The sequence below is a fragment of the Ideonella aquatica genome (assembly GCF_018069755.1).
Classification (GTDB): Bacteria; Pseudomonadota; Gammaproteobacteria; order Burkholderiales; family Burkholderiaceae_C; genus Ideonella; species Ideonella aquatica.
Genome location: NZ_JAGQDE010000030.1, coordinates 23,654 through 47,048, shown reverse-complemented (window position 1 = coordinate 47,048; position 23,395 = coordinate 23,654). Strand labels below are relative to the sequence as shown.

The window sequence follows — 23,395 nt, the reverse complement described above, 5'->3', positions numbered from 1 at the left end:
CGCGGCGGCCGGTGGCGGCAGCGCAGCGGCCGCGGGTGCCGCGGCGGTCGGCCCCTCCACCGGCGCTGCAGCCGCAGCCGCCGCGGCAGATGCCCGCGCCGCCGCGCGGCCCTGCCAGTAGCGCCAGCCCGCCATCGCGGCCACCGCGATCAACCCGCCCAGCAACAGCCAGGTCAGCGGCGACGCCGCCCGGTCAGCGCCCTGCACAGCGCCCGCGCCGGTGTGGCGCTGCATCTCGCGGTGGCGCTGCTCGCGCTGCCGCGCGTCATACGCCGCCCGCCGGCCCGGATGCCCCAGCGTCAGCCAGGCCTCCTTCACCGCCATCCGGCGCACCTCGTCCTGCGCCGCCGCCGCCTGCTGCTCGTAGGCCTGGCGGATCGTGTCGGCGGTGGCGTCGGGGGGGATGCCGAGGAGGGTGTAGAGGGATTTGCTCATCGGTGGAGGTACCGCGGGCCTTGTTCGACGACACCCTCTTAAGGGGGATGGACCGGCGGCACGCAGGCAATCACTCTACATGGTGGCTGCGCATGAAGAACGACGGCCGACATTCGCTGGCTCTGCCCTGACCAGAGACACACCCGCTTCTCCATCCCATGACCTCGTGGACATCCACTGCCTTGCGTGACCGACCCCTGGGCTTCCTGCGGGGCGGCAAGGGGCGCAAGCCAGCGCCTTGCCTGGGCGCCCGAGAATGCCTGTGGGCCATAGGCTCGATGGCCCAGTTGCATGGCCGGGCCTTCGATCAGCATTTGCTGTCCAGCGTGCTGGTTGGACAAGTCAGCCAACGACAACTGCTGTCGCTGATGGCCGAGCTGGGCCTCGACATCCAACCCTTCGGCGCAGGGTCCATCCAGGAGTCGCCCCCTGCACCCTTGCGACCCGGCGACACGCTGTTGGTTCTGTGCAGTCCCACAGGGCCTGAGCGTGATCGTATGGGGCTGATTCCGGGCATCGTCCAGCCCCTGGGCCCCTCAGCGGGAGATCTGGCCGACGACGCTGCCGGTCCGGCGCTGCAACTGAACCTGTACGGCGAGCGCCCACCCGCGCCGTGCCGATGGTCCGACCTGACGGCGCGCGCCGGAACACGATGCTGGCGGGTGTCTGCCCCAGGATGCCAACCGGTCGATCCGGACGCGGCGCCCACTCAGCCCAGCTTCGGTTGGCGCTGGATCGGCCAGGCGGTGTGGCGCCAACGCCTCTTGGGTCGGGACATCCTTGCTGCGTCCCTGGTCCTGCAGGTCCTGGGACTGGTGAGCCCTTTGCTGGCGCAGGTCGTCATCGACAAGGTCGTGGTTCACGGCTCCACCAGCACCTGGTGGGCCGTCGGTATCCTGCTGCTGGGCGTGGCGGTCTTTCAGTCACTGCTGAGTTGGTCCCGCCAGGGACTGCTGCTGCTGGCCGGTACGCGCATAGACGCGGAGCTGGGCAACTCGGTATGGCAGCAGGTGTCGCGGCTCCCTCTGCCGTTCCTGCTTCGCCGCCCGCTGGGCGTGGTGGCTGCCAGGATGCAGGCGGTTGAGCCGCTGCGCGAGTTCATCTCCGGGGCGTCGCTGAGCCTGGTGGTGGACACGCCTTTCATGCTGATGGCGCTGGCCATGATGTTTTGGTACAGCCCGCCATTGGCCGCCCTGGTCTTGCTGTCCACCCTGTTGCTGGCCACCTTGGGTGCGCTGGCGGCACGCCCTCTGCGCCAACGCAATCTGGCAGTCTTTCAGGCGGGTGCGCGAAACCAGGCGTTCGTGACCGAGCGTTTGGGAGCCATTGAGACCGTCAAATGCCTGCAGTTGGAACCGCTGCTGGACCAGCAATACCGAGATCAACTGGATGACTACCTTCGCTCAGCGCTGCGCAGCCGGCAACTGACGAACACGCTGCAATCGTCGGCCAGCTTGATTGAGCAATGGACATCGGCGGCCATCCTGATGGGCGGCGCCTGGATCGTGATGCACCAGCCCGGCTTCACCGTGGGCATGTTGGTGGCGTTTCAGCTGATGTCCCATCGGTTCCAACAACCGGTGTCACGCTTGGTGGGCCTGTGGGCCGACTTCCAGCAGATTCGCGTGTCCGTTGACCGGCTGGGTGAGCTCATGACCGTGCCGGCCGAGGTGTCTGAACTCCTGCCAAGACGCCCACCATCGCCCGGAGGGCCCGCCGCGCTGGCCGTCAAGGATCTGGCCTTCCGTCACCACGATGGCGGTCACTGGCTGTTCAAACAATGGAATCTGCAAGTCGCCGCCGGACACATGGTCCTGCTGACCGGCAGTTCCGGGTCCGGCAAGAGCACGCTGATCCACCTACTGCTCGGCCTGGCTCGGCCGTCCGAAGGCCAAATCCTGCTGGACGGCATGGACCAGCGGCATGTTCCGGTCAACCAGTGGCGACAAGCCTTCGCCGTCGTGCCCCAGGACGCCGTGCTGTTTGCCGGCACGGTGCTCGACAACCTCCAGATGGGCGCGCCCCACGCCCGCTTCGAAGACATCACCGTGGCCGCCCAACTGGCCGGCATCCACACAGTCATCGAGCAATTGCCGCAGGGCTATCAAACCCGCTTGGGCGAGCGCGGGACCGGCCTGTCAGGCGGTCAGCGCCAGCGCCTGGTCATTGCCCGTGCGCTGCTGCGCCGGCCGCGCGTGCTGATCCTGGACGAGTCGACGAGCGCCCTGGATGCGGCGGCTGCGGCCGAGGTGGCGGCCACGCTGAATGCGCTGAAGGGTCAAGTCACCATCCTGTTCGTGGCGCATCAGGTTCCCGTTGGACTGAAACCCGATAGGGTTGTGCGATTGAATCCTGACGGCAGTGATTCGAATCGTGGAGGAGATTGATTGATGAAGATCTCGACGACTTTGGCGTTTGCAGGCATCAAGACTGGCGTTATGGGCCTTCTGCGCTGGATGGCGAGGCATCCGTTCCTGGCGCTCGTGGTCATGTTGCTTGCTTGGCGGCTCCATGGCGAGGTCATGAAAGCGTACTGGGACAGGAAGATTGACCAATGGTGCGAGAACGAACCCATGCTTCAAATTCTCGTTACTGAAAGGGTTCCACCGGATCCGGGGCGGATTGGGCCTCTAGGACCATATGTGCCGCTAAAGCCGCAGTTCCCTGCTGGCAGCAAGAGTGAGTATGTGGCAGGTGATGTTTATTACATGACTTGGGTGGAGGAGATTATTCGCGATGGCTCTCCACAGGTCACAAAATTTACCACTGAGATTGTTCTTTCCCGTACGGGTGAAATATTGGCGCGAGCAATTGGCTATGGCCGAAGTGGTGGTGATTTTATTGTTGTGGATCATTTCTCGTCACACGCCTGTGGGCCAACCGATGGACAACTATTTGATGCTATTTTCATGAGGGGGGGATAGAACATGAATTCTACATATTTCAATCAAGAGTTGGCGCTATTGGCTGCTGCCGCTTATTCCGATCAGATTGTGAAAGGATCCATAGACAAGAATTCTCTACGGGTGGCGGGGCTTGCGATTGGGCAGGTTGATTGGGTAACAGGAAACCAGAGTTTGGCGTTGCAGACTTATTCCGATCTGAATGCGGGACTTGAAGTCACTGTCTACAAGCGCGCGCAAGGTGAGGATGTTGGAAGGCTGACGGTAGCCATTCGTGGTACGTTGGAGCCTCTTGACTACCTCGATGATTTCATTTTGGAAAAAGGAGGTGCAGCCCTCTCTCAAATAGTCTCGTTGTACAACTGGTGGCAGCGCGAGTCGAGTTTGGAGGGGCTGCTGGTGCCGCAATTTCAAATCAAGAGTGTCATCAAGGGTCTGCCGCCCCCGCCGGGCGGGATGCACATATTCTCTTTGATAGCGCCAGGCTTCATTCCGCTCAACCAAGACTATTACCTGGTAAGCGCACCGAAGGTGGCGGCCACGGGTCAACTGCACAGTGCGCTGGCCAGCGAGCCTTTGGTGGATGTAACGGGTCATAGCCTTGGCGGGCATTTGGCGATGGCCTTTGACACCCTGTTTCATGGCCAGGTGCGTCAAACCATGGCGATCAACGCGCCGGGGTTCGGGACATCTGACGGGATTACGGCCTTCTTCAAGGCCCTGGGAGCCAGTGCGGCTCCCAATGACGCGGACATGAGTCATGTGACAAATTTGGTGGCGGACGAGGCGTCGGTCGGTCGCCCGCCCTGGCTGTCCATTGCAGGACTCCATAGCCGACCGGGAAACGCGATAGACCTGGGTATCGAAGACCAGACGCGTCTGGCATTGGGTGAGTTTGAATGGTCGTTCAATCACAGCATGAAGGTGATGAGCGACTCCACCGAGATCTATGGTGACGTCCTCCAGAAGCTGAGCGATGCGGTGAACCCCGCCACCTTCAAGGTGATGCTGAGGTCCTCCAGCCACCTGGAGCCAGAGTCCTACGAGCGTCTGGTCGACTCTCTGGAGTATCTGCTGACTGGCAACACACGGCGGCTGCCCATTGGCAAAGCACATCGGGACGAATTGCATGCCGCCCTCGGGCGGACCGCCAACTCCACCGCGCTGTCAGCCTTGGATGGTCAGACCTCACTGACCGTGAACTTTGATGCGGATAGGGCGCAGACGGACTTCGCGGCATTTCTGTCCTTGCCCTGGGGCATGGCATTTCAGCTGTGGCAGAAGGGAGGTGACCCGAATGTGCTGTCCTCCGTGCATGCGGATCTCTATGCAGTTTGGGCGAACGACGTGCAGTTGCGCAGTCGGCAGGCGGATCCCTTGGCCCTGAGCTTCACCGACCGATGGATGGCGGAGCGGGCCAGTTGGTTGTACTGGCGGGGCTTCCTGAACCAAAGGGATTCCTCAAACCTGGATCCAAAGGTGTACATCGACATCCGTCGGTTCGATGACAGGGCGGAGGGGCGTGTTCTTGTTGTTGGCGCTGACCCGGATGCGCCCGTCCGGTACACGACCTTCGGCGGCGACCTTGCGGATGCCGCCGAGGGGGGTGACCTCCAGGACGCCCTGTTCGGCGGAGCCGGCGCCGACACCCTGGACGGCGCCGCCGGCCAGGACTGGCTCGAAGGCGGTGGCGGCGTTGACCTGCTTAAGGGCGGCGCCGGCAACGACATCCTGCTGGGCGGGGAAGGTGGCGACAACCTGTTCGGCGGCGCAGGCGTCAATCTGCTGCGTGGTGGACTCGGTTCCGACTACTACTTCGTCATGAAGGGCGACGGCACCCAGGTGGTGTCGGACACCGACAACAACGGCACGCTGGTACTGGAGGGGATGACCCTGCCGGTGGGGCAATGGCAGGCCGATGGCTTATGGCGCAGCGCGGACCGCTCGGTCACGTTTGCCAAGGTTCCCATCTCTGCGGATCGTTTCGACCTGGTTGTCAGTTTCTCGGCGTCCAGCCCGTTGGCAGGCTCGGTGGTTGTGATCGAGCAGGGGCAGACCGGGCGCTTCGGACTGCGGCTGCAGGAGGCGACGCTACCTGATTCGCCGACATCGAAGTACCGGGGCGACCAGCGCGCACACATCATCGACGACGTCTATCAATGGAGCGAGTGCTGGTGGGACCCGAAGACGGGCAATCTGGAGCACGGCGAGGAGCACAGGGGGTTTCATGATGTGATCGAAGGCACGGCTGAGCCGGAGGACATGAACGGCCTTGAGGGCAACGACGCCCTGGACGGCGGCTCTGGCGCCGACTCGCTGACCGGTGGTCTGGGCAACGACTGGCTCTCTGGTGGTCGCGGGTCCGACACCTTGCGGGGTGGCGCGGGCAATGATGTCCTGATGTCGTCGCACAGCACAGCCATCTTCAGACAGCAGAAGACTACGGACCGTTTCGTAGCGCCCGGTGGTGAGCAGATCTGGATCGCAGGCGACACCTGGGGCGTGACCAAGACGCCCTTTGGGCTGGCGGCACCTGCCAATTCGGCGGCTTTCGGCACGGTCACCTCGTCCAAGCTCGGCATCCAGACAGCGGGCGTGTCGGTGGTGTACTACTGGCTGGACACAGCCTATGTGGCCGATACCTTCTCCAACCTGCTGGACGGGGGAGAAGGTGATGACGACCTGTACGGCGGCGAGGGGGCCGATATCCTGCTGGGCGGCGGCGGCAACGAGTTCATCATGATGGGTCGTGGTGGCGACGACACCCTGGACGGGGGCATCGGCGACGATCGACTGTGGGGCGACGGCATCGACGACGCGGAGCCCGGCAGCCTGATCGGTTCACCAGCGGCGCAACATGGCCGGGACCTGCTGATGGGTGGCGACGGCAACGATGGCCTGACGGGTGGCGGACAGGGTGACCTGCTGTACGGTGGCGCGGGAAATGACGGCCTCAGCGGGGATGATTGGGCGGGCCAACTGGCCGCCACCTACCACGGCGCCGACCGCCTGGATGGCGGCGTCGGGCTGGACACGCTGGTGGGCGGTGGCGCCGGCGACATGCTGGACGGCGGCGATCACGATGACCGGCTCTACGGTGACGATGGCGCCGTCAGGAACCCGGTGCTGGCCTTCGATGCGATGTACCACGGCGACGATCAGCTCAGGGGCGGCCTGGGCAATGACCGACTCTGGGGCGAGGGCGGTAGCGACCAGCTCTGGGGCGGCGCGGGCAACGATGTGCTCTGGGGCGATACAGCCGCTGAAGTACTGGCCGCGCAAGGCCACGGAAGTGATTGGATGGAGGGTGGTGACGGCGACGATGTGCTATTTGGCGGCGGCGGTGCCGACACGCTCTGGGGCGGGGCTGGAGCTGACTGGCTTGCCGGTGAGGACGAGACGGTCTCCAACGCCGTATCGACCCTGTTCGGTTTCGACGAACTGCACGGCGGCGATGGCGACGACACACTGATCGGTGGATGGGGCAACGACCTGATCCATGGCGGCGAGGGGCTCGACCGCCTGTTCGGCGCCTCAGGCAGCGATATTTTCATCATCACCGAAGAGTCAGCCGCCACCATCGCTCGGCAGGGTCAGGCGCATTCCCAGCGGATGACACTCGCCAATGGCGACGCTGTGCTGCCAGTCGTGTCCGAGTCCGACACTGAAGCAGTGGCTGTCGATTGGGAGTCCGTGGTCGACACGGGCGGTGATGATCTGATCCGCTGCCCTGGCGCGGTCACGGTGCAGGACGACTTGCTTGATACCAGTCTGACCCTGGGCATCGGCTCGGCCGGCCAAAAGCTGGAGATCTACTACGCCTACCGCAAGCCGAGCCTTCAGCTGGAGATCGGCGGCGAGACGGTCCTTGTTCGCGACTGGGTGCAGGACAAGGTGAGCACCTCGTTTCGCTTCTCGACGAGCGACAGCATTAGCCAGGCCCTGTTCGGCGCTGGTGGAAACGACACGCTGTACGGGACCAGCGTTGATGCCAACGGCCTTGCCGTCAACGACACCCTGGACGGTGGCTGGGGCGATGACTATCTCAGTGGCTCCAATGGCGATGATGTACTGATCGGTGACCGTGGCAACGACATCCTGGATGGCTACGACGACAACGATTTGCTGCTGGGCGGTTTGGGCAACGACAGACTCAGCTCAGGCATGGGCAATGACACGCTGGACGGTGGAGAAGGAGACGACGTACTGACGGTGTGGACGGGCCGCAGCATGGTCACTGGTGGGGCGGGAAATGATCTGATCGATGTCAGTGGTGCGGGCTTTGCACAAGGTGTCGTGGCGACGGTGCGGTTCTCGCTCGGAGACGGTCAGGACGAGTTGGTGGGTTCCAGGACAACGGCCCCTGATGTGACCCTGCAATGGGGGTCCGGCATCACAGCATCGCAGCTGAGGCTTGAGAGGGTGCGTCAGAGCGATAACGCGTGGGCTCCCGAGGGCCTGCGGATACATCTTGTCGGCAGCGAGGACAGTCTGCTGGTGCGGGACTTTGCCGTACAGAACGATCCAAGATCGACGGCCAACCCATTGCGCAGAATCCGTTTCGACGACGGCACGGAGTGGTCAATCGACGACATGATCCAACGGCTGAACCAGGGCACCGACGGCAATGACTCGATGTGGGGATTTGTCGGCGCTGATTCGCTGACGGGCGGCTTGGGCGACGATCATTTGGCGAGCATTGACAGCCTCGATACGCTCAACGGTGGCGCCGGTGCAGACACGCTGAGTGGGGGACGTCTACTCATCGGTGGCGATGGTGATGACGAGGTTTGGGGCGGGCGTGCGGATGCCGTTCTGCAGGGAGGCGAGGGAGATGACACGCTCCTGGGCTATGCGGGCGACCGTCAACATCTTGACGGTGGCAGCGGCAATGACACACTTGACTGCATTGGCGCTGGCGCAACGCTCGCGGGAGGGGCGGGCGACGATACGCTGCTTTGTTGGGATCTGGCCGGCAAGGGGCAGGTGCTGATACCAGGTGCGGGCAACGACCGGATGGACGCGGCAGCAGGCGCCACCGTGTACTTTGGACGTGGCGATGGAACGGATGTGTTCACGGGGCATGTTGACCATTCGGGGCAAAATCTCCCGTCCTCCAGTGCGATCATCGGAGAAGGCATGTCGCGCGCCGATGTACGGCTATCTGTGTCGTCCAAGAACGGGCTGGTCGTGGACTTCGGGGGCGGCGACCGGCTGGAGTTGCGCAGTTTCTTCTCGAACTTTATTGCACCCAATGGCGAGGTGCACAAGGTCTCCACCATTGAGACCTTGAACTTTGCGGATGGCAGTCGCCTCGCTCTGCGTGACTTGATTCACTGGAGTGGCGACGCCAACGACAGCCTGACTGGCGGCGCAGCCGATGACATCTACGACAGCGGCTATGGCCATGACACCCTGCGCGGCGGCGCAGGCAACGATGCGCTTCTCGGTGAGGAAGGAAATGACCTACTCCTGGGTGAAGACGGCAACGACACCCTGATTGGCAGCGCAGGCGCCGACAATCTTGTTGGAGGCGCCGGCGACGACACCTATCACCTCGACTGGGAGGATGCAGCCCTGGTGGAGGTCGCAGGTCAGGGCATAGACACGGTGATCTTCTTCGCCACGACCTATGCGTTGCCTGCGAACATAGAGCATCTGATCGCTTCAGGTTCTCCCTATGTTGGTACGCGCCATTTCACGGGAAACACTGCCGACAATCGTGTGGATGCTTCGGTGGAGACCCACCAGTGCGAACTGATTGGTCTCGCAGGGCGAGACAGCCTGATCGGCGGTACCCACGATGACACCCTGGATGGTGGCGTCGGCGACGACTTACTCCGGGCTGGCGATGGCAACGACACCTATAAATTTGCGGTAGGTGGTGGCGTGGATGTGGTGGAGAACCTGGATTCCCGCTCAGCCACATCGACAGACATCCTGCTGCTGCAAGGCCTTCGTCTTCAAGACATTGATGTGCTCCGCCAAGGTGATGATGTGGTCGTTCGCATCAAGGGGCGCACCGACGAAGTCCGACTTCGGAACTACCTGCTTGCTGACGGCGATGGCGATTGGGCGGTGGACCTGCTCCGCTGTACCGACGGCGACATGACGGTGCAGCAGGTCCGGCAAGCTCTGCTGGACAAGGTCGGGAGCGGCAACGACACCGTCACAGGCTATGCCAGCGCTGACAGCATCGTGGGCTACGCAGGCGCAGACCTGTTGGACGGGCGAGGTGGAGCCGACACCTTGGACGGTGGCTTGGGCGCTGATACTTTGATCGGCGGAGACGGCGACGACACCTTTGTGCTCGATGACGCTAACGATCAAGCGATTGAATTGGCAGGACTTCAGGGCGGCCGTGATCGCGTCCAATCGGCACTCCAGGTCGCCCTGCTGCCGACGGGGGTGGAGCGGCTTGAACTGACGGGCAGTCTGTCATCAAGGGGTATCGGCAACGCCGAGTCGAACGAATTGCAGGGGAACGCAGGTGCGAATCGACTCGAAGGCGGTGCAGGCGACGATACCCTGGATGGCGGCTTGGGGGTGGACACCCTGGTGGGTGGGGCAGGAGACGATGTCTTCGTCGCCGAGGCTGGAGACGATATTGTCGAGTTGGCTGGCGAGGGCGTTGATCGCGTCGAGACCTGGCTTGGCCTGAACCGCGCGCTGTCGGCGAATGTCGACAACCTCCGGCTGCTCGGTGATGCAGACGTGGATGGTGCGGGCAACAGTCGAAATAACCTGCTGGAGGGCAACCAGGGGGCCAATCGCCTCTTGGGCGTCGCAGGCAACGATACGCTTCGCGGTTTCGCTGGCGATGATGTGCTGACGGGAGGAGTCGGCGATGACCGATATCTGATCGATCCAGGTGGTGGGGCAGATCTCATCGTCGAGTCCGCAGGTGATCAGGGCGGCGTCGACATGGTTCAGTTCCTTCATTCCAACCGCGAGAACGTCGTTGTCAACCAGGCCGGGAAGCACCTCATGATCCTGGCGACCAGCACAGAGGGGCCGCCAGTTGAGGTCCTCATCAAGGACTGGTTCGCCGCCGGGCAGCGCCCTGTTGAATGGGTTCAATGGGCCGATGGCAGCTCAAGCAGCGCCGCAGAAATCGATGGCATGGTCATCGCTGCCGGGGGCCCTGGCACTCTCGAATTGGCTTGGGCGAACCAATGGGTCAACTCGGCCATTCATCAGGCGCCATCCTGGATTCAGTCATTGTCCGATGATGAGGATGAGCCTCAGATTCCACGCCTACCCGTCTGGATGGATGATCGAAATCAGCGGCGATGGCTCTATGGAGTCGCAAATGCCTGACGTCGTCGTGCGCTGACCCCATATGAATGCTCCAGACAGGGACAGCGTGTATGACTGTCGTCCGGGCTTTGTCGGAGTCGGACGGACGGTCATGACCTTGGGTGTCCTTCTCGTGGCCTGGGCGTCCATGGTTGAAACAGACGTTGTTGCGGTGGCCTCCGGCCATATCAGGCCAACGGCTTCAGTTCGCACCGTACAGTCCATGGAGTCAGGCACTGTTCTCAAGCTGCTCGTCCAGGAGGGTGATCAGGTCAAGGAGGGTCAGGTCTTGCTCGCGCTGGATGCCCAGCAGGCCGGTACGGATCTGCTGGCTGCACAACGCGCGTTGGTGGCCAATTTGGCCATGGCCGCCGAACTCAACAGGGTTGCTGCCGACGCTACCGCAGATGAACAGGCGGAGTCGCGAGTCCCTTCTGACGTGCCTCTTGCGATATGGCGTGAGGCAGAGCGGCACGCAGCGTCGGAAATGCGGGCACGACGGGAGGCTCAACGGGATCTTCGGCGCGAGGCCACGGCCCGATGGATTCAAGCCGACGCCGAATGGCGCACTGCAGTCCAGGACGAACAGCGCCTTGCCAGCCTGACACGTGCAGGCCAACAGCAGTTGACAGCCATTGCTCAACTCCACGCAGACGGATTCTTCAGCCAGCTTTCCATGGCGGAGCGCCAACGCGATCAGGCGGCTCGAAACGACGAGGAGGCCGCGCAGCGGGCGAGAGTGGGCGCATTGCTCGCGTCCCGGGATGCTGCCCGCGTCCGTTTGGATGCCCTGCGTAGCGAATTTCAGTCCCGAGCGGCCACTGAGTTGCAGAGCTTGCGAGCGCAGGAGCCGCAGTTGGTTCAGGCGTTGGCCCATGCGGAAGCCCGCCGAGGTCGACTGGACCTGGTCGCGCCGGTTGACGGCGTGGTCAAGGACATGTTGGTCAACGGACCAGGACAGGTGGTGGCCTCGGGCACAACAGTGATGAGCGTGGTGCCTGCTTCAGTTGCACTTAAGGCAGAGGTCTGGTTGGGGCATTCGGATGTAGGTCAGGTTGAGGTGGGGCAAGCCGCCCGTGTGAAGTTGGCCGCTTTCCCTTTCCAGCGCCACGGCTGGCTGGACGGTCGAGTCACCCGACTTGCACCTGACGTCTCCATGGCACAGTCCGATGGCACTGAGCGGGGGTTTCGTGCCGAGGTGCAGTTGGCGCAACCCCAAGGCGAAGGCATGCCGGTGCGAGCCGGAATGGCAGTGCAGGCCGAGATTGTCTTGGCTCGGCGAACACTGCTGTCTTATCTGCTGTCGCCCGTTCTGGCCGCCAGTCACGATGCAGCACAGGAGCGTTGAGAGCGCCCGCTTGGTCGCCTTCGTCGAGGCCACTTCAGGGAACTTCGGGCCAAGCCGGGCTCGATGGAGTGCCTTTCCTCAGGGCACAGAGTGCGTCGACTGCAGGCCGGTTTCGACGGTAGCCCCGGCCAGCCAATGGGCCGATTGGTCGTTTGCTCCGTGAACTCCTCCGCATTCCCCGTCCCCTCACCGCATCACCCCAGTGCAGCATCCCCGCCTTCCCAGTAACATCGTGTTTCATCCATGGAGGGGTTGGCATGTCCTGGGAGTCGTTGTCCGGCCCAGGTGCCGGCGACGCAGAGGGACACCCCGCAGGGCCGGGCCGCTACACGCGTGCCTTGCGCCGGGCGGGCTGGGACCCGGGGCCGGGCTTGTCCGAACGAGAGGCACTGCTGGATGCGCTGTTGAAAGACGTCGCGCAGGCCTTCGATCGCCTGCAGGAACGCCATGCCCAGGACGCCCACCACATTGAAGGCCTGCTGATCGGCGACGAGGACAGCCCGGTGCCGGGCCAGCTGGCCGACCTGGCCGGGGCCACGCGGCGCATTGCGCAGCTGCTGCGCACTCAGGCGCGCGAGACGGCGCAGCTGCTGGTCACGCTGCGCCGCGGGGCCGGCGCGGCCGATGAGCTGGCGGCGCTGGCCGAAGGCCTGCGGGCCGGCCACGGCGCGCTGCCGGATGCGGGGCGCGAATGAGCGGCGCCCAGGTCGTCTGGCTGGTCACGGCGCTGCAGCTGCTGCTGTTCGCGGCGGTGTGGCAGGTGGCCGCGGGCAACGCCACGGGCCGGCGCCTGGCGCTGCGTGAGCTGGCCCGTTTCGACGCCGTGCTGGCGCTGGCGCTGCTGCTGATCGCCGGGCGCGGGCCGCTGCCCTACTGGTTGACCCACGCGCTGGCCGACATGCTGGTGCTGGGGGCGATGCTGCTGCTGTGGCGCGGCATCCAGCAGGCGCTGCGCCTGCCGCCGATGGCCTCGCCGCTGCCGCTGGTGGCCATGGCGCTGGGCGCGATCGCGGTGCTGGGGCTGGACGCCGAGTCCGCCCCCTGGCGCGGCGCGGTGCTGCTGCTGGTGATGGCCTGGATGGTGGGGCGCTTGTCGCTGGCCTGCCTGCGGCCGGTGTTGACCAGCCTGGGCCCGGCGGCCGGCCGCGCCATCTGGGCCCTGGCCAGCGGTCTGGCGGCCCTGATGCTGGCGCGGGCGGTGGGCGGCCTGTGGCTGGACTGGCCGATGGAGGCCCACCTGGGCGACGCCTCCACGCTGGCGCTGGGCCTGCTGAGCACGGCGGTGCTGACGCTGCTGAACGCGCTGCTGGCCTCGCTGCTGCTGCGGGGCACGCTGGGCCGGCTGCGCAGCCAGGCGCAGATCGACGGCCTGACCGGCCTGGTCAACGACCAGGGCCTGGCGCGCGCGCTGGCCCAGGCCTGGAGCCGCTGGTCGCGTGAGCACCGGCGCTTTGCGGTGCTGACGCTGGTGATCGAGCCGCTGCCGGCGCTGCGCGCGCAAAGCGGCCCCGCGGTGGCCGACGATGTGCTGCGCCGCGCCGCCGCGGTGGTCTCGCATGAGCTGCGCCAGACCGATGTGCTGGCGCGCGGCGCCGATGGGGCGCTGGTGGCGGTGCTGGACGGCCAGCTCAGCACGACCGATCTGGACGTGGTGGTGCGGCGGTTGCAGGAATCGGTGGAAGCCATGCGCCTGCTGCCGCTGCTGCCGGCGCTGCGCCTGCACCTGCGGGTGGGCAGCGCCCTGGTGGCGCCGGGCGACAGCCAGGCCCAGACCGTCACCGAGCGGGCGCTGAATGCCCTGCGCGGCAGCCCGGCCGGGGCTGTGGTTCAATCGGCCGCATGTTGATCACCGCTGCCATCGCCCGCTGATGCTGGCCTTCCTGCTGCGCCGCCTGGGGCAGTCGGTCGCGGTGCTGCTCACCGTGGCCGCGATGGCCTTTGCGCTGTTCCAGTACGTGGGCGACCCGGTGGCCTTTCTGGTGGGCCAGGACGCCAGCCCCGAGAAGGTGGCCCAGGTGCGCGCCGAGCTGGGCCTGGACCAGCCGATGCCGGTGCAGTTCCAGCGCTTCGTGGCCAATGCGGTGCAAGGCGAGTTCGGCATGAGCCTGCGCCTGGGGCGCCAGGTCAAGGACGTCATCGCCCAGGCCTTTCCGGCGACCATGGAGCTGGCGCTGCTGGCCGCGCTGATCGCGCTGGCGCTGGGCATTCCGCTGGGCGTGTACACCGCGCTGCGGCGCGACGGCTGGCTGTCGCAGTGGCTGATGGCGGTGTCGCTGGTGGGCGTGTCGCTGCCCAACTTCCTGATCGGCATCGTGCTGATCCTGGTGTTCGCGGTGCTGCTGGGCTGGCTGCCCAGCTTCGGCCGCGGCGACGTGGTGATGATCGGCCGCTGGTCCACCGGCCTGGCCACGGCCGATGGCTGGCGCCACATCCTGCTGCCGGCCATCACGCTGGCCACCTACCCGCTGACCCTGGTGATGCGCCTGGTGCGCGCCGAGATGCTTGAAGTGCTGCGCGCCGACTACATCCGCTTCGCCCGCGCCCGCGGCCTGAGCGACCGCGCCATCCACTTCGGCCACGCGCTGAAGAACACGCTGGTGCCGGTGATCACCGTGGTGGGCCTGCAGCTGGGCAGCCTGATTGCCTTTGCGGTGATCACCGAAACCGTGTTCCAGTGGCCCGGCATGGGCCTGATGTTCCTGGACGCGGTGAACTTTGCCGACATCCCGGTGATGGCCGCCTACCTGTGCCTGGTGGCGCTGATCTTCGTGGTCATCAACCTGGTGGTGGACCTGCTGTACGTGGTGGTCGATCCGCGGCTGCGTGTGGGCCGGGAGCACTGAATGTTGGCCTGGTGGCAGTCTGACCTGATGCTGAGCCTGCGCCGCTCGCCGGTGGCGCTGGGCTCGGCGCTGGTGGCGCTGGCCTGCCTGGTGATGGCGGTGTTTGCCGAGTGGCTGGCGCCGACCAACCCGTTCGATTTGAACGCGCTGGAGCTGGCCAATGCGCGGCTGCCGCCGTCCTGGTCCGAGGGCGGACAGCCGGGCTTTCTGCTGGGCACCGATGAGCAGGGGCGCGACATCCTCTCGGCGCTGATGTATGGCGCGCGCATCTCGCTGGTGGTGGCGGGGGTGTCGGTGCTGGCCTCGGCGCTGATCGGCATCGCGCTGGGCCTGCTGGCGGGCTACCGCGGCGGCTGGGTGGATGCGTTGCTGATGCGCCTGTGCGATGTGATGCTGAGCTTCCCGGCCTTCCTGCTGGCGCTGATGCTGGCCGGCGTGGCGCATGCGCTGTTTCCGCAGGCCTCGCTGCTGGTGACCTTTGGCGTGCTGATCGTGTCGATCACGCTGGCCGGCTGGGTGCCCTATGCGCGCACGGTGCGTGGCCAGGCCATGGTCGAGCGGCACAAGGAGTACGTGCTGGCCGCGCGCGTCACCGGCGTGCCGGGCCACCGCATCATGTGGCGCCATGTGCTGCCCAACGTGATGCAGCCGGTCTTCGTGCTGGCCACGCTGCAGGTGGCGCAGGCCATCATCATCGAGGCCACGCTGTCCTTCCTGGGCGTGGGCGTGCCGCCCACCTCGCCCTCGCTGGGCACGCTGGTGCGCATCGGCAACAACTACCTGCTGTCGGGCGAGTGGTGGATCACGCTGTTCCCGGGGCTGATGCTGGTGGCGATCTCGCTGAGCATCAACCTGCTGGGCGACTGGCTGCGCGACGCGCTGAACCCGAGGCTGCACTGATGGCGCTGCTCGAGGTGCAAGACCTGGTGGTGGAGTTCCCGCAGCGGCGCGGTGGCGTGCTGCGCGCGCTCGATGGCGTGAGCTTCAGCATTGATCCCGGCGAGGTGCTCGGCGTGGTGGGCGAGTCGGGCGCCGGCAAGTCGCTCACCGGTGCGGCCATCATCGGCCTGCTGGAGCCGCCGGGGCGCATTGCCAGCGGCGAAATCCGCCTGGGCGGCGAGCGCATCGATACGTTGCGCGGCGAGGCCCTGCGCCGCCTGCGCGGCCGCCACATCGGCGCGATCTTCCAGGACCCGCTGACCTCGCTGAACCCGCTCTACACCGTGGGCCGGCAGCTGACCGAGACCATCCGCACCCACCTGCCGCTGGACGCCGCCGCGGCGCGCGAGCGCGCCATCGCGCTGCTGCGCGACACCGGCATCCCGGCGCCCGAGCAACGCGTGGACCACTACCCGCACCAGTTCAGCGGCGGCATGCGCCAGCGGGTGGTGATCGCGCTGGCGCTGGCGGCCGAGCCGCGGCTGATCGTGGCCGACGAGCCCACCACCGCGCTGGATGTGTCGATCCAGGCGCAGATCATCGGCCTGCTCAAGCGGGTCTGCCGCGAGCATGGCGCGGCAGTGATGCTGGTCACCCACGACATGGGCGTGATCGCCGAGACCTGCGACCGCGTGGCCGTGATGTACGCCGGCCGCGTGGCCGAGATCGGCCCGGTGGCCGAGGTGATCCACCGCGGCGCGCACCCGTACACGCAAGGCCTGGTGGCCTCGATCCCGGCGCTGGATGGCGAGCGCGAACGCCTGGCGCAGATCGACGGCAGCATGCCGCGGCTGGGCGCCATCCCCAGCGGTTGCGCCTTCCACCCGCGCTGCCCGCGCGCGGTCGATCGCTGCCGCGCCGAGCGGCCCGGGCTGATGCCGGCCGGCGCCACGCAGGCGGCCTGCTGGCTGGCCGTGGAGGGCACCTCATGAGCGACGCGCTGGTGCAGGTGCAGGATCTCTCCAGGCGCTTTGATGTCTCGGCGCCCTGGCTGACCCGTGTGATCGAGCGCCGGCCGCGCCAGTGGCTGCAGGCGGTGGACGGCGTCAGCTTCGAGATCGAGCGTGGCCGTACGCTGGCCCTGGTGGGCGAGTCGGGCTGCGGCAAGAGCACCGTGGCGCGGGTGCTGGTGGGGCTGTATGCGCCCAGCGCCGGACAGGTGCTGTTCGACGGCCGCGATGCCCATGCGGTGTACGCCTCGGCCGACGCGCTGGCGCTGCGCCGGCGCGTGCAGATGATCTTCCAGGACCCGTACGCCAGCCTGAACCCGCGCTGGCGCGTGGGCGACATCGTCGGCGAGCCGCTGCGCGAGCATGGCCTGGCGCCCGATGCGGCGGCGCGCGAGGGCCGGGTGGCCGAGCTGCTGCAGTCGGTGGGCCTGGCGGCGGCCGATGGCGCCAAGTTCCCGCACCAGTTCTCGGGCGGGCAGCGCCAGCGGGTGTCGATCGCGCGGGCGCTGGCCACCGCGCCCGAGTTCCTGGTCTGCGACGAGCCCACCTCGGCGCTGGATGTGAGTGTGCAGGCCCAGGTGCTGAACCTGATGAAGGACCTGCAGCGCGAGCGCGGCCTGACCTACCTGTTCATCTCGCACAACCTGGCGGTGGTGCGCCATGTCAGCGACGAGGTGGGCGTGATGTACCTGGGCCGCCTGGTCGAGCGCGCGCCCACGCGGCGGCTGTTTGCCATGCCGCGCCACCCGTACACGCGCATGCTGCTTGATGCGATCCCCTCGCTGGCCGCGCCGGGGCGCGCCCGCACGCCGGTGCAGGGCGATGTGCCCAACCCGCTGCAGCCGCCCAGCGGCTGCGGTTTCCATCCGCGCTGCCCGCTGGCCAACGCCCGCTGCCGTGCCGAGCGGCCGGTGCTGCGCGCCGTGGACGAGGGCGGCGTGGTGGCCTGCCATGCGGTCGAGGAGGGGCGGGGGTGAGCGCGGCCCTGCGCCGGGTGCTGCTGCTGCTGGCGCTGGCGGTGCTGGCCGCTTGCTCGTCGCCGCCCAAGGCGCCCTCGGGCGGCGCGGCGCCACCGTCGCGGCCGGTGCCGCAGGGCCCGCCGGGGCGCGACGGCCCACCGCCCGCCGGTTCGCCCGACCCGATGGCGCTGCCCAACGCCGAGCCCAAGGTGGAGCCGATCCGTCAGGGCGGCCCCAACAAGCCCTATGAGGTGGCCGGCACCACCTATGTGCCGCAGACCGGCGACGCGCCGATGGTGGAGGCCGGGCTGGCCAGCTGGTACGGCCGCGCCTTCCACGGCCGCCGCACTGCCAGCGGCGAGACCTACAACATGCACGCGATGACCGCGGCGCACAAGACCATGCCCATCCCCAGCTATGCCCGGGTGCGCAACCCGGCCAATGGCCGGGAGGTGATCGTGCGCATCAACGACCGCGGACCGTTTGCCAAGGGCCGCATCATCGACCTGTCCTGGGCGGCGGCGGTCAAGCTGGATGTCCACGGCGGCGTGCGGCCGGTGGAGGTGGAGCGCATCACCTACGAGGAGATCCGCGCTGGATTGGGCCGCGCGCGCGGCCGGCCCGATGAGACCGCGGTGGCGGTGGCGCCACCGCCCGTGACTGCGCCGGTGCTGACGGCGCCGGCGGCCGCCCCCCCGGTGGCGGCCGCCCCCGTGCCCGCGTCCCCCGCTGTGCCGGCGGCCGATCCGGCGCTGGACAAGCCGCCCGAGTCTGCCCGCGCCTTCACCACCGCGGGCGTCGGCTGGTGGCTGCAACTGGGCGCCTTCAGCCGGCCCGATGGCGCCCAGGCCTTCCATCAGAAGGTGGCCGAGCAGGCCGACTGGCTGGCGCCGCTGCTGGCGGTCTTCCGCGAGGGCGCGCTGCACCGCCTGCAGGCCGGCCCCTACCCCAGCCGCGACGAGGCCCGCAGTGCCGCCGAGCGGGTGCGCGAGGCGCTGCAGCTGGTGCCGGTGCTGGTCGAGCGGCGCTGAGTCCGGCCCGGCCTGTCGCGGCCGTCTGCAATTCATCCCGGCCAGGGCGCGGCCTGTCACACGACCGTCGCGGCGGCGGGGCCGCTGCCCCTACAGTGAGGGTGCCACAAGAGCCCACATGACCATGACTGCCCAGCCCACCTCCAACCTGCAGCCCTTCCCGCGCCGCTTTGCCGACGGCGCCGTGCGCGCCTTCCACGCCTACGGCACCTGGCTGGCCAGCATCACCTGGGGCCGTTTCCTCCTGCTGTCGCTGGCGCTGCTGATCGGCATGGCCATCCTGAAGAGCCTGCCGCCCTTCAGCTGGCACTACACCGAAACGGTGGAGATCGACGCCCCCGAGGTGCCGCGCACACCCAGCCCGCCCAAGCCGCCCAAGCCCTCCAAGCCGCTGATCCACATTGAAAAGGGCGCCACCGGCCCCGGCAGCGAGGACCGCGGCGTGGACATCGAGATCGGCGCTGGCGGCATCCGCATCCGTGCGGCCAAGCCGGCGGCTTCGGCGGCGTCCGGGGCGGCTTCGGCCGTGCCGGGGGCCGCGTCGGCACCGGCGTCGGCGCCCGAGGAGGTGCACATCACCGCCGGCGAGCGCGGTGTCAGCATCAAGCTGCCGCCTGGCGCCGATGCCGAGGACGTGCGTGACGCGGTGGAGGAGGCCCGCCAGGCGATCCTGGACGCCGTCGAGGCCGAGAAGGACGCCCGCCAGGCCGCTGAAGACGCCCGGCAGGCCGCGGCCGAACTGGGTGGGCAGCCGCGCATCGAGCGGCGTACCGTCAGCTACGGCGAGTCGCTGCCCGAGCTGGCGATGCTGTGGATCCTGGCCTCGGCAGTGATGAAGGCCACCTACAAGGGCCGGCTGCAGGCCGAGGTCAAGGCCGCCCAGGCCACCGAGACGGCCGAGGCCGAGTCCCTCAAGCGCCAGGTGGTGGAGGCGCGCATGGCGGCCATGCAGGCGCAGGTCGAGCCGCACTTCCTGTTCAACACGCTGGCCTCGATCGACCACCTGATCGAGACCGACCCGCCCCGCGCCAGCCAGATGCAGAAGAACCTGATCGCCCTGCTGCGCGCCAGCATGCCCACGATGCGCGAGACCGGCGACGGCGCTGCCCGCGACCTGGGCCGCGAGCTGGCGGTGGTGCGGCCCTATGTCGAGATCCTGAAGGTGCGCATGGAAGAGCGCCTGGATGCGCAGATCGACGTGCCCGACGGACTGCTCTCGGCCGAGTTCCCGTCGATGATGATCCAGACCCTGGTCGAGAACGCGATCCGCCACGGCCTGGAGCCCAAGCCCGAGGGGGGCAGCCTGCGCGTCAAGGCCGAGATCGTCCATGGCCAGCTGGCGGTCAGCGTGACCGACACCGGCGTGGGCTTCGGCAACGCCGCCACCGCCGGCACCGGCGTGGGGCTGGACAACATCCGCGAGCGGCTCAAGCTGCTGCACGGCGCCAAGGCCTCGCTGACCGTGGCGGCCAACCCGGTGGGCGGCACGATCGTCACCATCACCGTGCCCTACCGCAGCGTTGGCCACGCGGCCCAGGGCGAAGGAGCCAAGGCATGAGCACACTCACCGCATCCCGTCACGCCCAGACCGGCGCCGTGCGCCTGGCTTGGCTGCTGCTGGCCCTGATGCTGCTGGCGGTGGTGGGCATCTTCGCCGCTGCCTGGGTCACGATGCTGGAGGGGCCGCAGTCGCTGATCCAGGTGGTGGTCAATGGCGAGGAGCTCCACTTCAAGCCCACCGGCCCGCTGCCGCCGGCGCACCAGGTGGTGCTGGCCGGCATCGGCGGCCTGTTGGCGCTGGGCACGGTGGCGGTGGTGCTGGTGGCGCTGCCGCTGGCCCTGCTGGCCGCTGCTGCGGTGCTGGTGGTGGTGCTGCTGGCCGGCGTGGGTCTGCCGCTGGCAGCGGTGGCGGTGGCGGTGGCGCTGCTGCTGTCGCCGCTGTGGCTGCTGGGTTGGGCCCTGTGGCGGGCGCTGCGTCCGGCACGTAGCATCCCGGCATGAACACCCCGCAAGCCCCCACGGCCGTGCTGGCCGACGACGAACGCCTGATGCGCGACCAACTGCGCGCCCGCCTGGCCGAGGCCTGGCCTGCCTTGCAGCTGGTGGCCGAGGCCAAGAACGGTGCCGAGGCGGTGGAGCTGGTCGCGCAGCACCGCCCCGACGTGGTCTTCCTGGACATCCGCATGCCGGGCATGACCGGGGTGGAGGCCGCGCGCCAGATAGCCCAGATGGAGATCGGGGACGACGAACTGCTGCCCGAGATCGTCTTCATCACCGCCTACGACCAGTACGCGGTCGAGGCCTTCGAGCAGGGTGCCGCCGATTACGTGCTCAAGCCGGCGGAACGCGAGCGCCTGAAGGTCACGGTCGAGCGCCTGCAGCGCCGCCTGGCGGCGCGCGCCAGCGACGCTGACACCGGCAGCGACGCGCCCGCCCAACCGCTGCAGCAGCTGTTGCACCGCCTCACGGCCCAGGGCGCGGGTGGCCTGCCGGCCAAGCCCCCCAGCTACCTCAAGTGGATCCAGGCCAGCGTCGGCCAGGCGATCCAGATGATCCCGGTCGACGAGGTGCTGTTCTTCGTCAGCGACGAGAAGTACACCCGGGTGCAGACCGCCACGGTGGAGGCGCTGATCCGCAAGCCGATCAAGGAGCTGATCGACGAGCTCGATCCCGAGCGCTTCTGGCAGATCCACCGCTCCACGCTGGTGGCGGTGTCGGCGATCGCCTCGGTCACGCGCGACTTTCGCGGCCGCCAGATCGTGGCCGTCAAGGGCCACGCGCAAAAGCTCGAGGTCAGCCGCAGCTACACCCACCTGTTCAAGGGGATGTAGCCGCGCTGCAGCCTCACTCGGCCGCCACTTCCAGCGAGTAGGTGCCGGCGGCGCCCGTGCTGCCGCTGACGTGCGCCACGCGCAGGATCATCGTCACCGCGCTGGCGCCCTTGTTCTGCCAGGTGATGGTGTCGGCCAGGCCGGCGGCCTTGCTGCTGCTGGCCTTGACCGCGCCGCTGGTGGTGCGCAGTGACAGGTCGTAGTTGGAGGCCGAGTTGGGCAGCAGGCGCGCAGTGATCCTGGCTCCGGCGGCGATGCTCAGGCGGTAGTGGTCCAGGTCGGCTTTGCTGGCGATGGTGCCGGCCACGCGGGCGGGCAGGGTTGCCAGCAGCTGGGCGGTGGCGATCTTGCTGTTCGATTCCACCTCGGCCACATCGCCGGCCTGGCTGGTGCCCAGGCGCACGGCGGTCACCGCCTTGCCGGCATCGACGATGCCCTTGCCACAGCCGGTGCAGGTGGCGGGGAAGGCGCGCACGGTGCTCTTGAGCAGCGCCTCCACATCGTCCGGCGCCAGGCCGGGGTCGCGCGCCAGCATCAGCGCCACCACGCCGGCCACATGCGGCGTGGCCATCGACGTGCCCTGGTAGTAGGCGTAGGTGTCATTGCCCGGGTCCACCGCGCCGTCGTTCAGCGTGGACAGCACGCCAGCGCTGCTGCCCAGGCTCATGTCGCCACCGGGGGCGGCCACATCGACCGCGGTGCCCTTGTTGGAATAGGGCGCGCGCTTGCCGGTGGGGCCGGTGGCGGCCACGGTGATCACGCCCTTGCAGTTGGCGGGGTTGAACTTGGCGACATCGGCGTTGGAGTTGCCGGCCGCCACCACCACCACCGCGCCCTTGGCGCGGGCGGCGTTGATCGCGTTCTGGGTGGTCACGCCGCAGCTGCCCTGGCCGCCCAACGACAGGTTCAGCACCCGCGCCGGGTGGGCGTTGTCGGTGGCACCACTGACGCTGACGCCGGCCGACCAGGCGATGGCGTCGGCGATGTCCGAGCTGTAGCCGCCGCCGCAGCCCAGCGCCCGCACCGGCACGATGCGCGCGCCTGGCGCCACACCGGCACCGCCGGTGGCATTGCCGGTGACGGCGGCGATGGTGCCGGCCACGTGGGTGCCGTGCCAACTGCTGCGACCGCTGGTGCAGCCGTCGCCCGGATCGCTGGCGTCGTTGTCGCGGCCATCGCCGTCATGGCCCATGGTGCTGTTGCTGACGAAGTCCCAGCCCGACAGCAACTGGCTGGCCAGGTCCGCGTGCGGGCGTACCCCGGTGTCGATCACCGCCACGGCCATGCCGGTGCCGTCGGACAGTTGCCAGGCCGCGGGCAGGTTGATGCCGCCCTTGGGGTCAAAGTAGTGCCACTGCTGCAGGTACATCGGGTCGTCTGCCGTGACGAAGGTGTGCATCCGGCGGTCGGGCTCGGCGTACAGCACGCTGGGGTCTTCGGCCATCAGCCGCTGAGCCACCGCGCGAAGCTCGCTCACCGGGTGCCAGCTGCCCAGCGTCATCACCTGCGCACCCAGGCCGCCGCGGTGCGTGCGGCGCACGCTCAGGCCCAGGCGGTGCAGCGCGTCATGGGTGGGCTGCGAGGCGCTCAGCACGCTGCGCCGGTTGCCGGCGCTGCCGCTGCGGTAGCGCACGATCAGGCGGTCGGTGAACTGGCCGGCATCGGCGTCGATGTCGTCCCCGGTCGCCTCGGCCAGGTCCTGCTGGCGGCTGGACAGGTCCTCGCGCAGCGGTCCGCGGGCCTCGGCGCGGGCGCTGCCGTGGGCCAGCGCGCCCATCAGGATCAGGCCTGCCAGCGCGGTGACCAGGGCGGTGCGGGGCAGGGGGGTGGCGCGTGAGGACATGGTGGGGTTCTCGG

At 67.6% G+C, this 23,395-nt stretch carries 15 protein-coding genes and 1 pseudogene; 14 read left to right on the top strand and 2 right to left on the bottom strand.

The genetic code is table 11. From position 1 onward, the window contains the following. Window positions 1-435, bottom strand: a pseudogene (locus tag KAK06_RS21400) (hypothetical protein); the annotation flags it as partial. Window positions 436-713: 278 nt separating this feature from the next. Here KAK06_RS21400 and KAK06_RS21395 point away from each other — a divergent pair. From KAK06_RS21395 to KAK06_RS21285, 14 genes are all read left to right on the top strand, one after another. Next, window positions 714-2,822, top strand: a complete 2,109-nt coding sequence (locus KAK06_RS21395; RefSeq protein ID WP_210804186.1) for a peptidase domain-containing ABC transporter — start codon at window positions 714-716, stop codon at window positions 2,820-2,822. 3 nt (window positions 2,823-2,825) lie between these two features. Next, window positions 2,826-3,359: a hypothetical protein gene (locus KAK06_RS21390; protein WP_210804185.1), complete on the top strand. Its 534-nt coding sequence runs from the start codon at window positions 2,826-2,828 to the stop codon at window positions 3,357-3,359. Window positions 3,360-3,362: 3 nt separating this feature from the next. Continuing rightward, window positions 3,363-10,658: a calcium-binding protein gene (locus KAK06_RS24310; protein ID WP_310741136.1), complete on the top strand. Its 7,296-nt coding sequence runs from the start codon at window positions 3,363-3,365 to the stop codon at window positions 10,656-10,658. Window positions 10,659-10,749: 91 nt separating this feature from the next. Continuing rightward, on the top strand, window positions 10,750-11,985 hold the full coding sequence (locus KAK06_RS21335; RefSeq protein ID WP_210804184.1) for an HlyD family type I secretion periplasmic adaptor subunit: 1,236 nt from the start codon (window positions 10,750-10,752) through the stop codon (window positions 11,983-11,985). 371 nt (window positions 11,986-12,356) lie between these two features. Continuing rightward, on the top strand, window positions 12,357-12,680 hold the full coding sequence (locus KAK06_RS21330) for a hypothetical protein (RefSeq protein WP_210804183.1): 324 nt from the start codon (window positions 12,357-12,359) through the stop codon (window positions 12,678-12,680). After that, a complete protein-coding gene (locus KAK06_RS21325) occupies window positions 12,677-13,831 on the top strand; it encodes a GGDEF domain-containing protein (protein WP_210804182.1) in 1,155 nt (384 codons plus the stop codon). The genes KAK06_RS21330 and KAK06_RS21325 overlap by 4 nt, the downstream gene beginning before the upstream one ends. Before the next feature lie 22 nt (window positions 13,832-13,853). Further along, a complete protein-coding gene (locus tag KAK06_RS21320; RefSeq protein WP_210804181.1) occupies window positions 13,854-14,828 on the top strand; it encodes an ABC transporter permease in 975 nt (324 codons plus the stop codon). Next, entirely contained in the window at window positions 14,829-15,728 is a 900-nt protein-coding gene (locus tag KAK06_RS21315; protein WP_210804180.1) for an ABC transporter permease, read from the top strand. After that, window positions 15,728-16,699, top strand: coding sequence for an ABC transporter ATP-binding protein (locus KAK06_RS21310; protein WP_210804179.1), 972 nt, complete (start codon window positions 15,728-15,730; stop codon window positions 16,697-16,699). The genes KAK06_RS21315 and KAK06_RS21310 overlap by 1 nt, the downstream gene beginning before the upstream one ends. Then, the gene (locus tag KAK06_RS21305) at window positions 16,696-17,694 is read left to right on the top strand and encodes an ABC transporter ATP-binding protein (protein ID WP_210804178.1); all 999 of its coding nucleotides are present in this window, start codon (window positions 16,696-16,698) and stop codon (window positions 17,692-17,694) included. Before KAK06_RS21310 ends, KAK06_RS21305 begins: the two co-directional genes overlap by 4 nt. Next, the gene (locus KAK06_RS21300; protein ID WP_210804177.1) at window positions 17,691-18,707 is read left to right on the top strand and encodes a septal ring lytic transglycosylase RlpA family protein; all 1,017 of its coding nucleotides are present in this window, start codon (window positions 17,691-17,693) and stop codon (window positions 18,705-18,707) included. Before KAK06_RS21305 ends, KAK06_RS21300 begins: the two co-directional genes overlap by 4 nt. 118 nt (window positions 18,708-18,825) lie before the next feature. Beyond that, window positions 18,826-20,265 carry a sensor histidine kinase gene (locus tag KAK06_RS21295; protein ID WP_247653036.1) on the top strand — a complete coding sequence of 480 codons (1,440 nt, stop codon included), beginning with the start codon at window positions 18,826-18,828 and terminating at the stop codon, window positions 20,263-20,265. Then, complete coding sequence (locus tag KAK06_RS21290) at window positions 20,262-20,708, top strand: hypothetical protein (RefSeq protein WP_210804176.1); 447 nt, start codon at window positions 20,262-20,264, stop codon at window positions 20,706-20,708. The genes KAK06_RS21295 and KAK06_RS21290 overlap by 4 nt, the downstream gene beginning before the upstream one ends. Further along, window positions 20,705-21,538, top strand: coding sequence for a LytR/AlgR family response regulator transcription factor (locus tag KAK06_RS21285; protein ID WP_210804175.1), 834 nt, complete (start codon window positions 20,705-20,707; stop codon window positions 21,536-21,538). The genes KAK06_RS21290 and KAK06_RS21285 overlap by 4 nt, the downstream gene beginning before the upstream one ends. 13 nt (window positions 21,539-21,551) lie before the next feature. Here the strand turns inward: KAK06_RS21285 and KAK06_RS21280 are convergent, their stop codons facing one another. Next, the gene (locus tag KAK06_RS21280; protein WP_247653035.1) at window positions 21,552-23,381 is read right to left on the bottom strand and encodes a S8 family peptidase; all 1,830 of its coding nucleotides are present in this window, start codon (window positions 23,379-23,381) and stop codon (window positions 21,552-21,554) included. Window positions 23,382-23,395 lie beyond the last annotated feature (14 nt).

Bases quoted from the DNA above. Each gene is read 5' to 3' on its own strand.
- KAK06_RS21390 (WP_210804185.1), top strand. From the start codon at position 2,826: ATGAAGATCTCGACGACTTTGGCGTTTGCAGGCATCAAGACTGGCGTT.
- KAK06_RS21320 (WP_210804181.1), top strand. From the start codon at position 13,854: ATGCTGGCCTTCCTGCTGCGCCGCCTGGGGCAGTCGGTCGCGGTGCTG.
- KAK06_RS21325 (WP_210804182.1), top strand. From the start codon at position 12,677: ATGAGCGGCGCCCAGGTCGTCTGGCTGGTCACGGCGCTGCAGCTGCTG.
- KAK06_RS21295 (WP_247653036.1), top strand. From the start codon at position 18,826: ATGACCATGACTGCCCAGCCCACCTCCAACCTGCAGCCCTTCCCGCGC.
- KAK06_RS21285 (WP_210804175.1), top strand. From the start codon at position 20,705: ATGAACACCCCGCAAGCCCCCACGGCCGTGCTGGCCGACGACGAACGC.
- KAK06_RS21310 (WP_210804179.1), top strand. From the start codon at position 15,728: ATGGCGCTGCTCGAGGTGCAAGACCTGGTGGTGGAGTTCCCGCAGCGG.
- KAK06_RS21305 (WP_210804178.1), top strand. From the start codon at position 16,696: ATGAGCGACGCGCTGGTGCAGGTGCAGGATCTCTCCAGGCGCTTTGAT.
- KAK06_RS21290 (WP_210804176.1), top strand. From the start codon at position 20,262: ATGAGCACACTCACCGCATCCCGTCACGCCCAGACCGGCGCCGTGCGC.
- KAK06_RS24310 (WP_310741136.1), top strand. From the start codon at position 3,363: ATGAATTCTACATATTTCAATCAAGAGTTGGCGCTATTGGCTGCTGCC.
- KAK06_RS21280 (WP_247653035.1), bottom strand. From the start codon at position 23,381: ATGTCCTCACGCGCCACCCCCCTGCCCCGCACCGCCCTGGTCACCGCG.
- KAK06_RS21395 (WP_210804186.1), top strand. From the start codon at position 714: ATGGCCCAGTTGCATGGCCGGGCCTTCGATCAGCATTTGCTGTCCAGC.
- KAK06_RS21315 (WP_210804180.1), top strand. From the start codon at position 14,829: ATGTTGGCCTGGTGGCAGTCTGACCTGATGCTGAGCCTGCGCCGCTCG.
- KAK06_RS21335 (WP_210804184.1), top strand. From the start codon at position 10,750: ATGACCTTGGGTGTCCTTCTCGTGGCCTGGGCGTCCATGGTTGAAACA.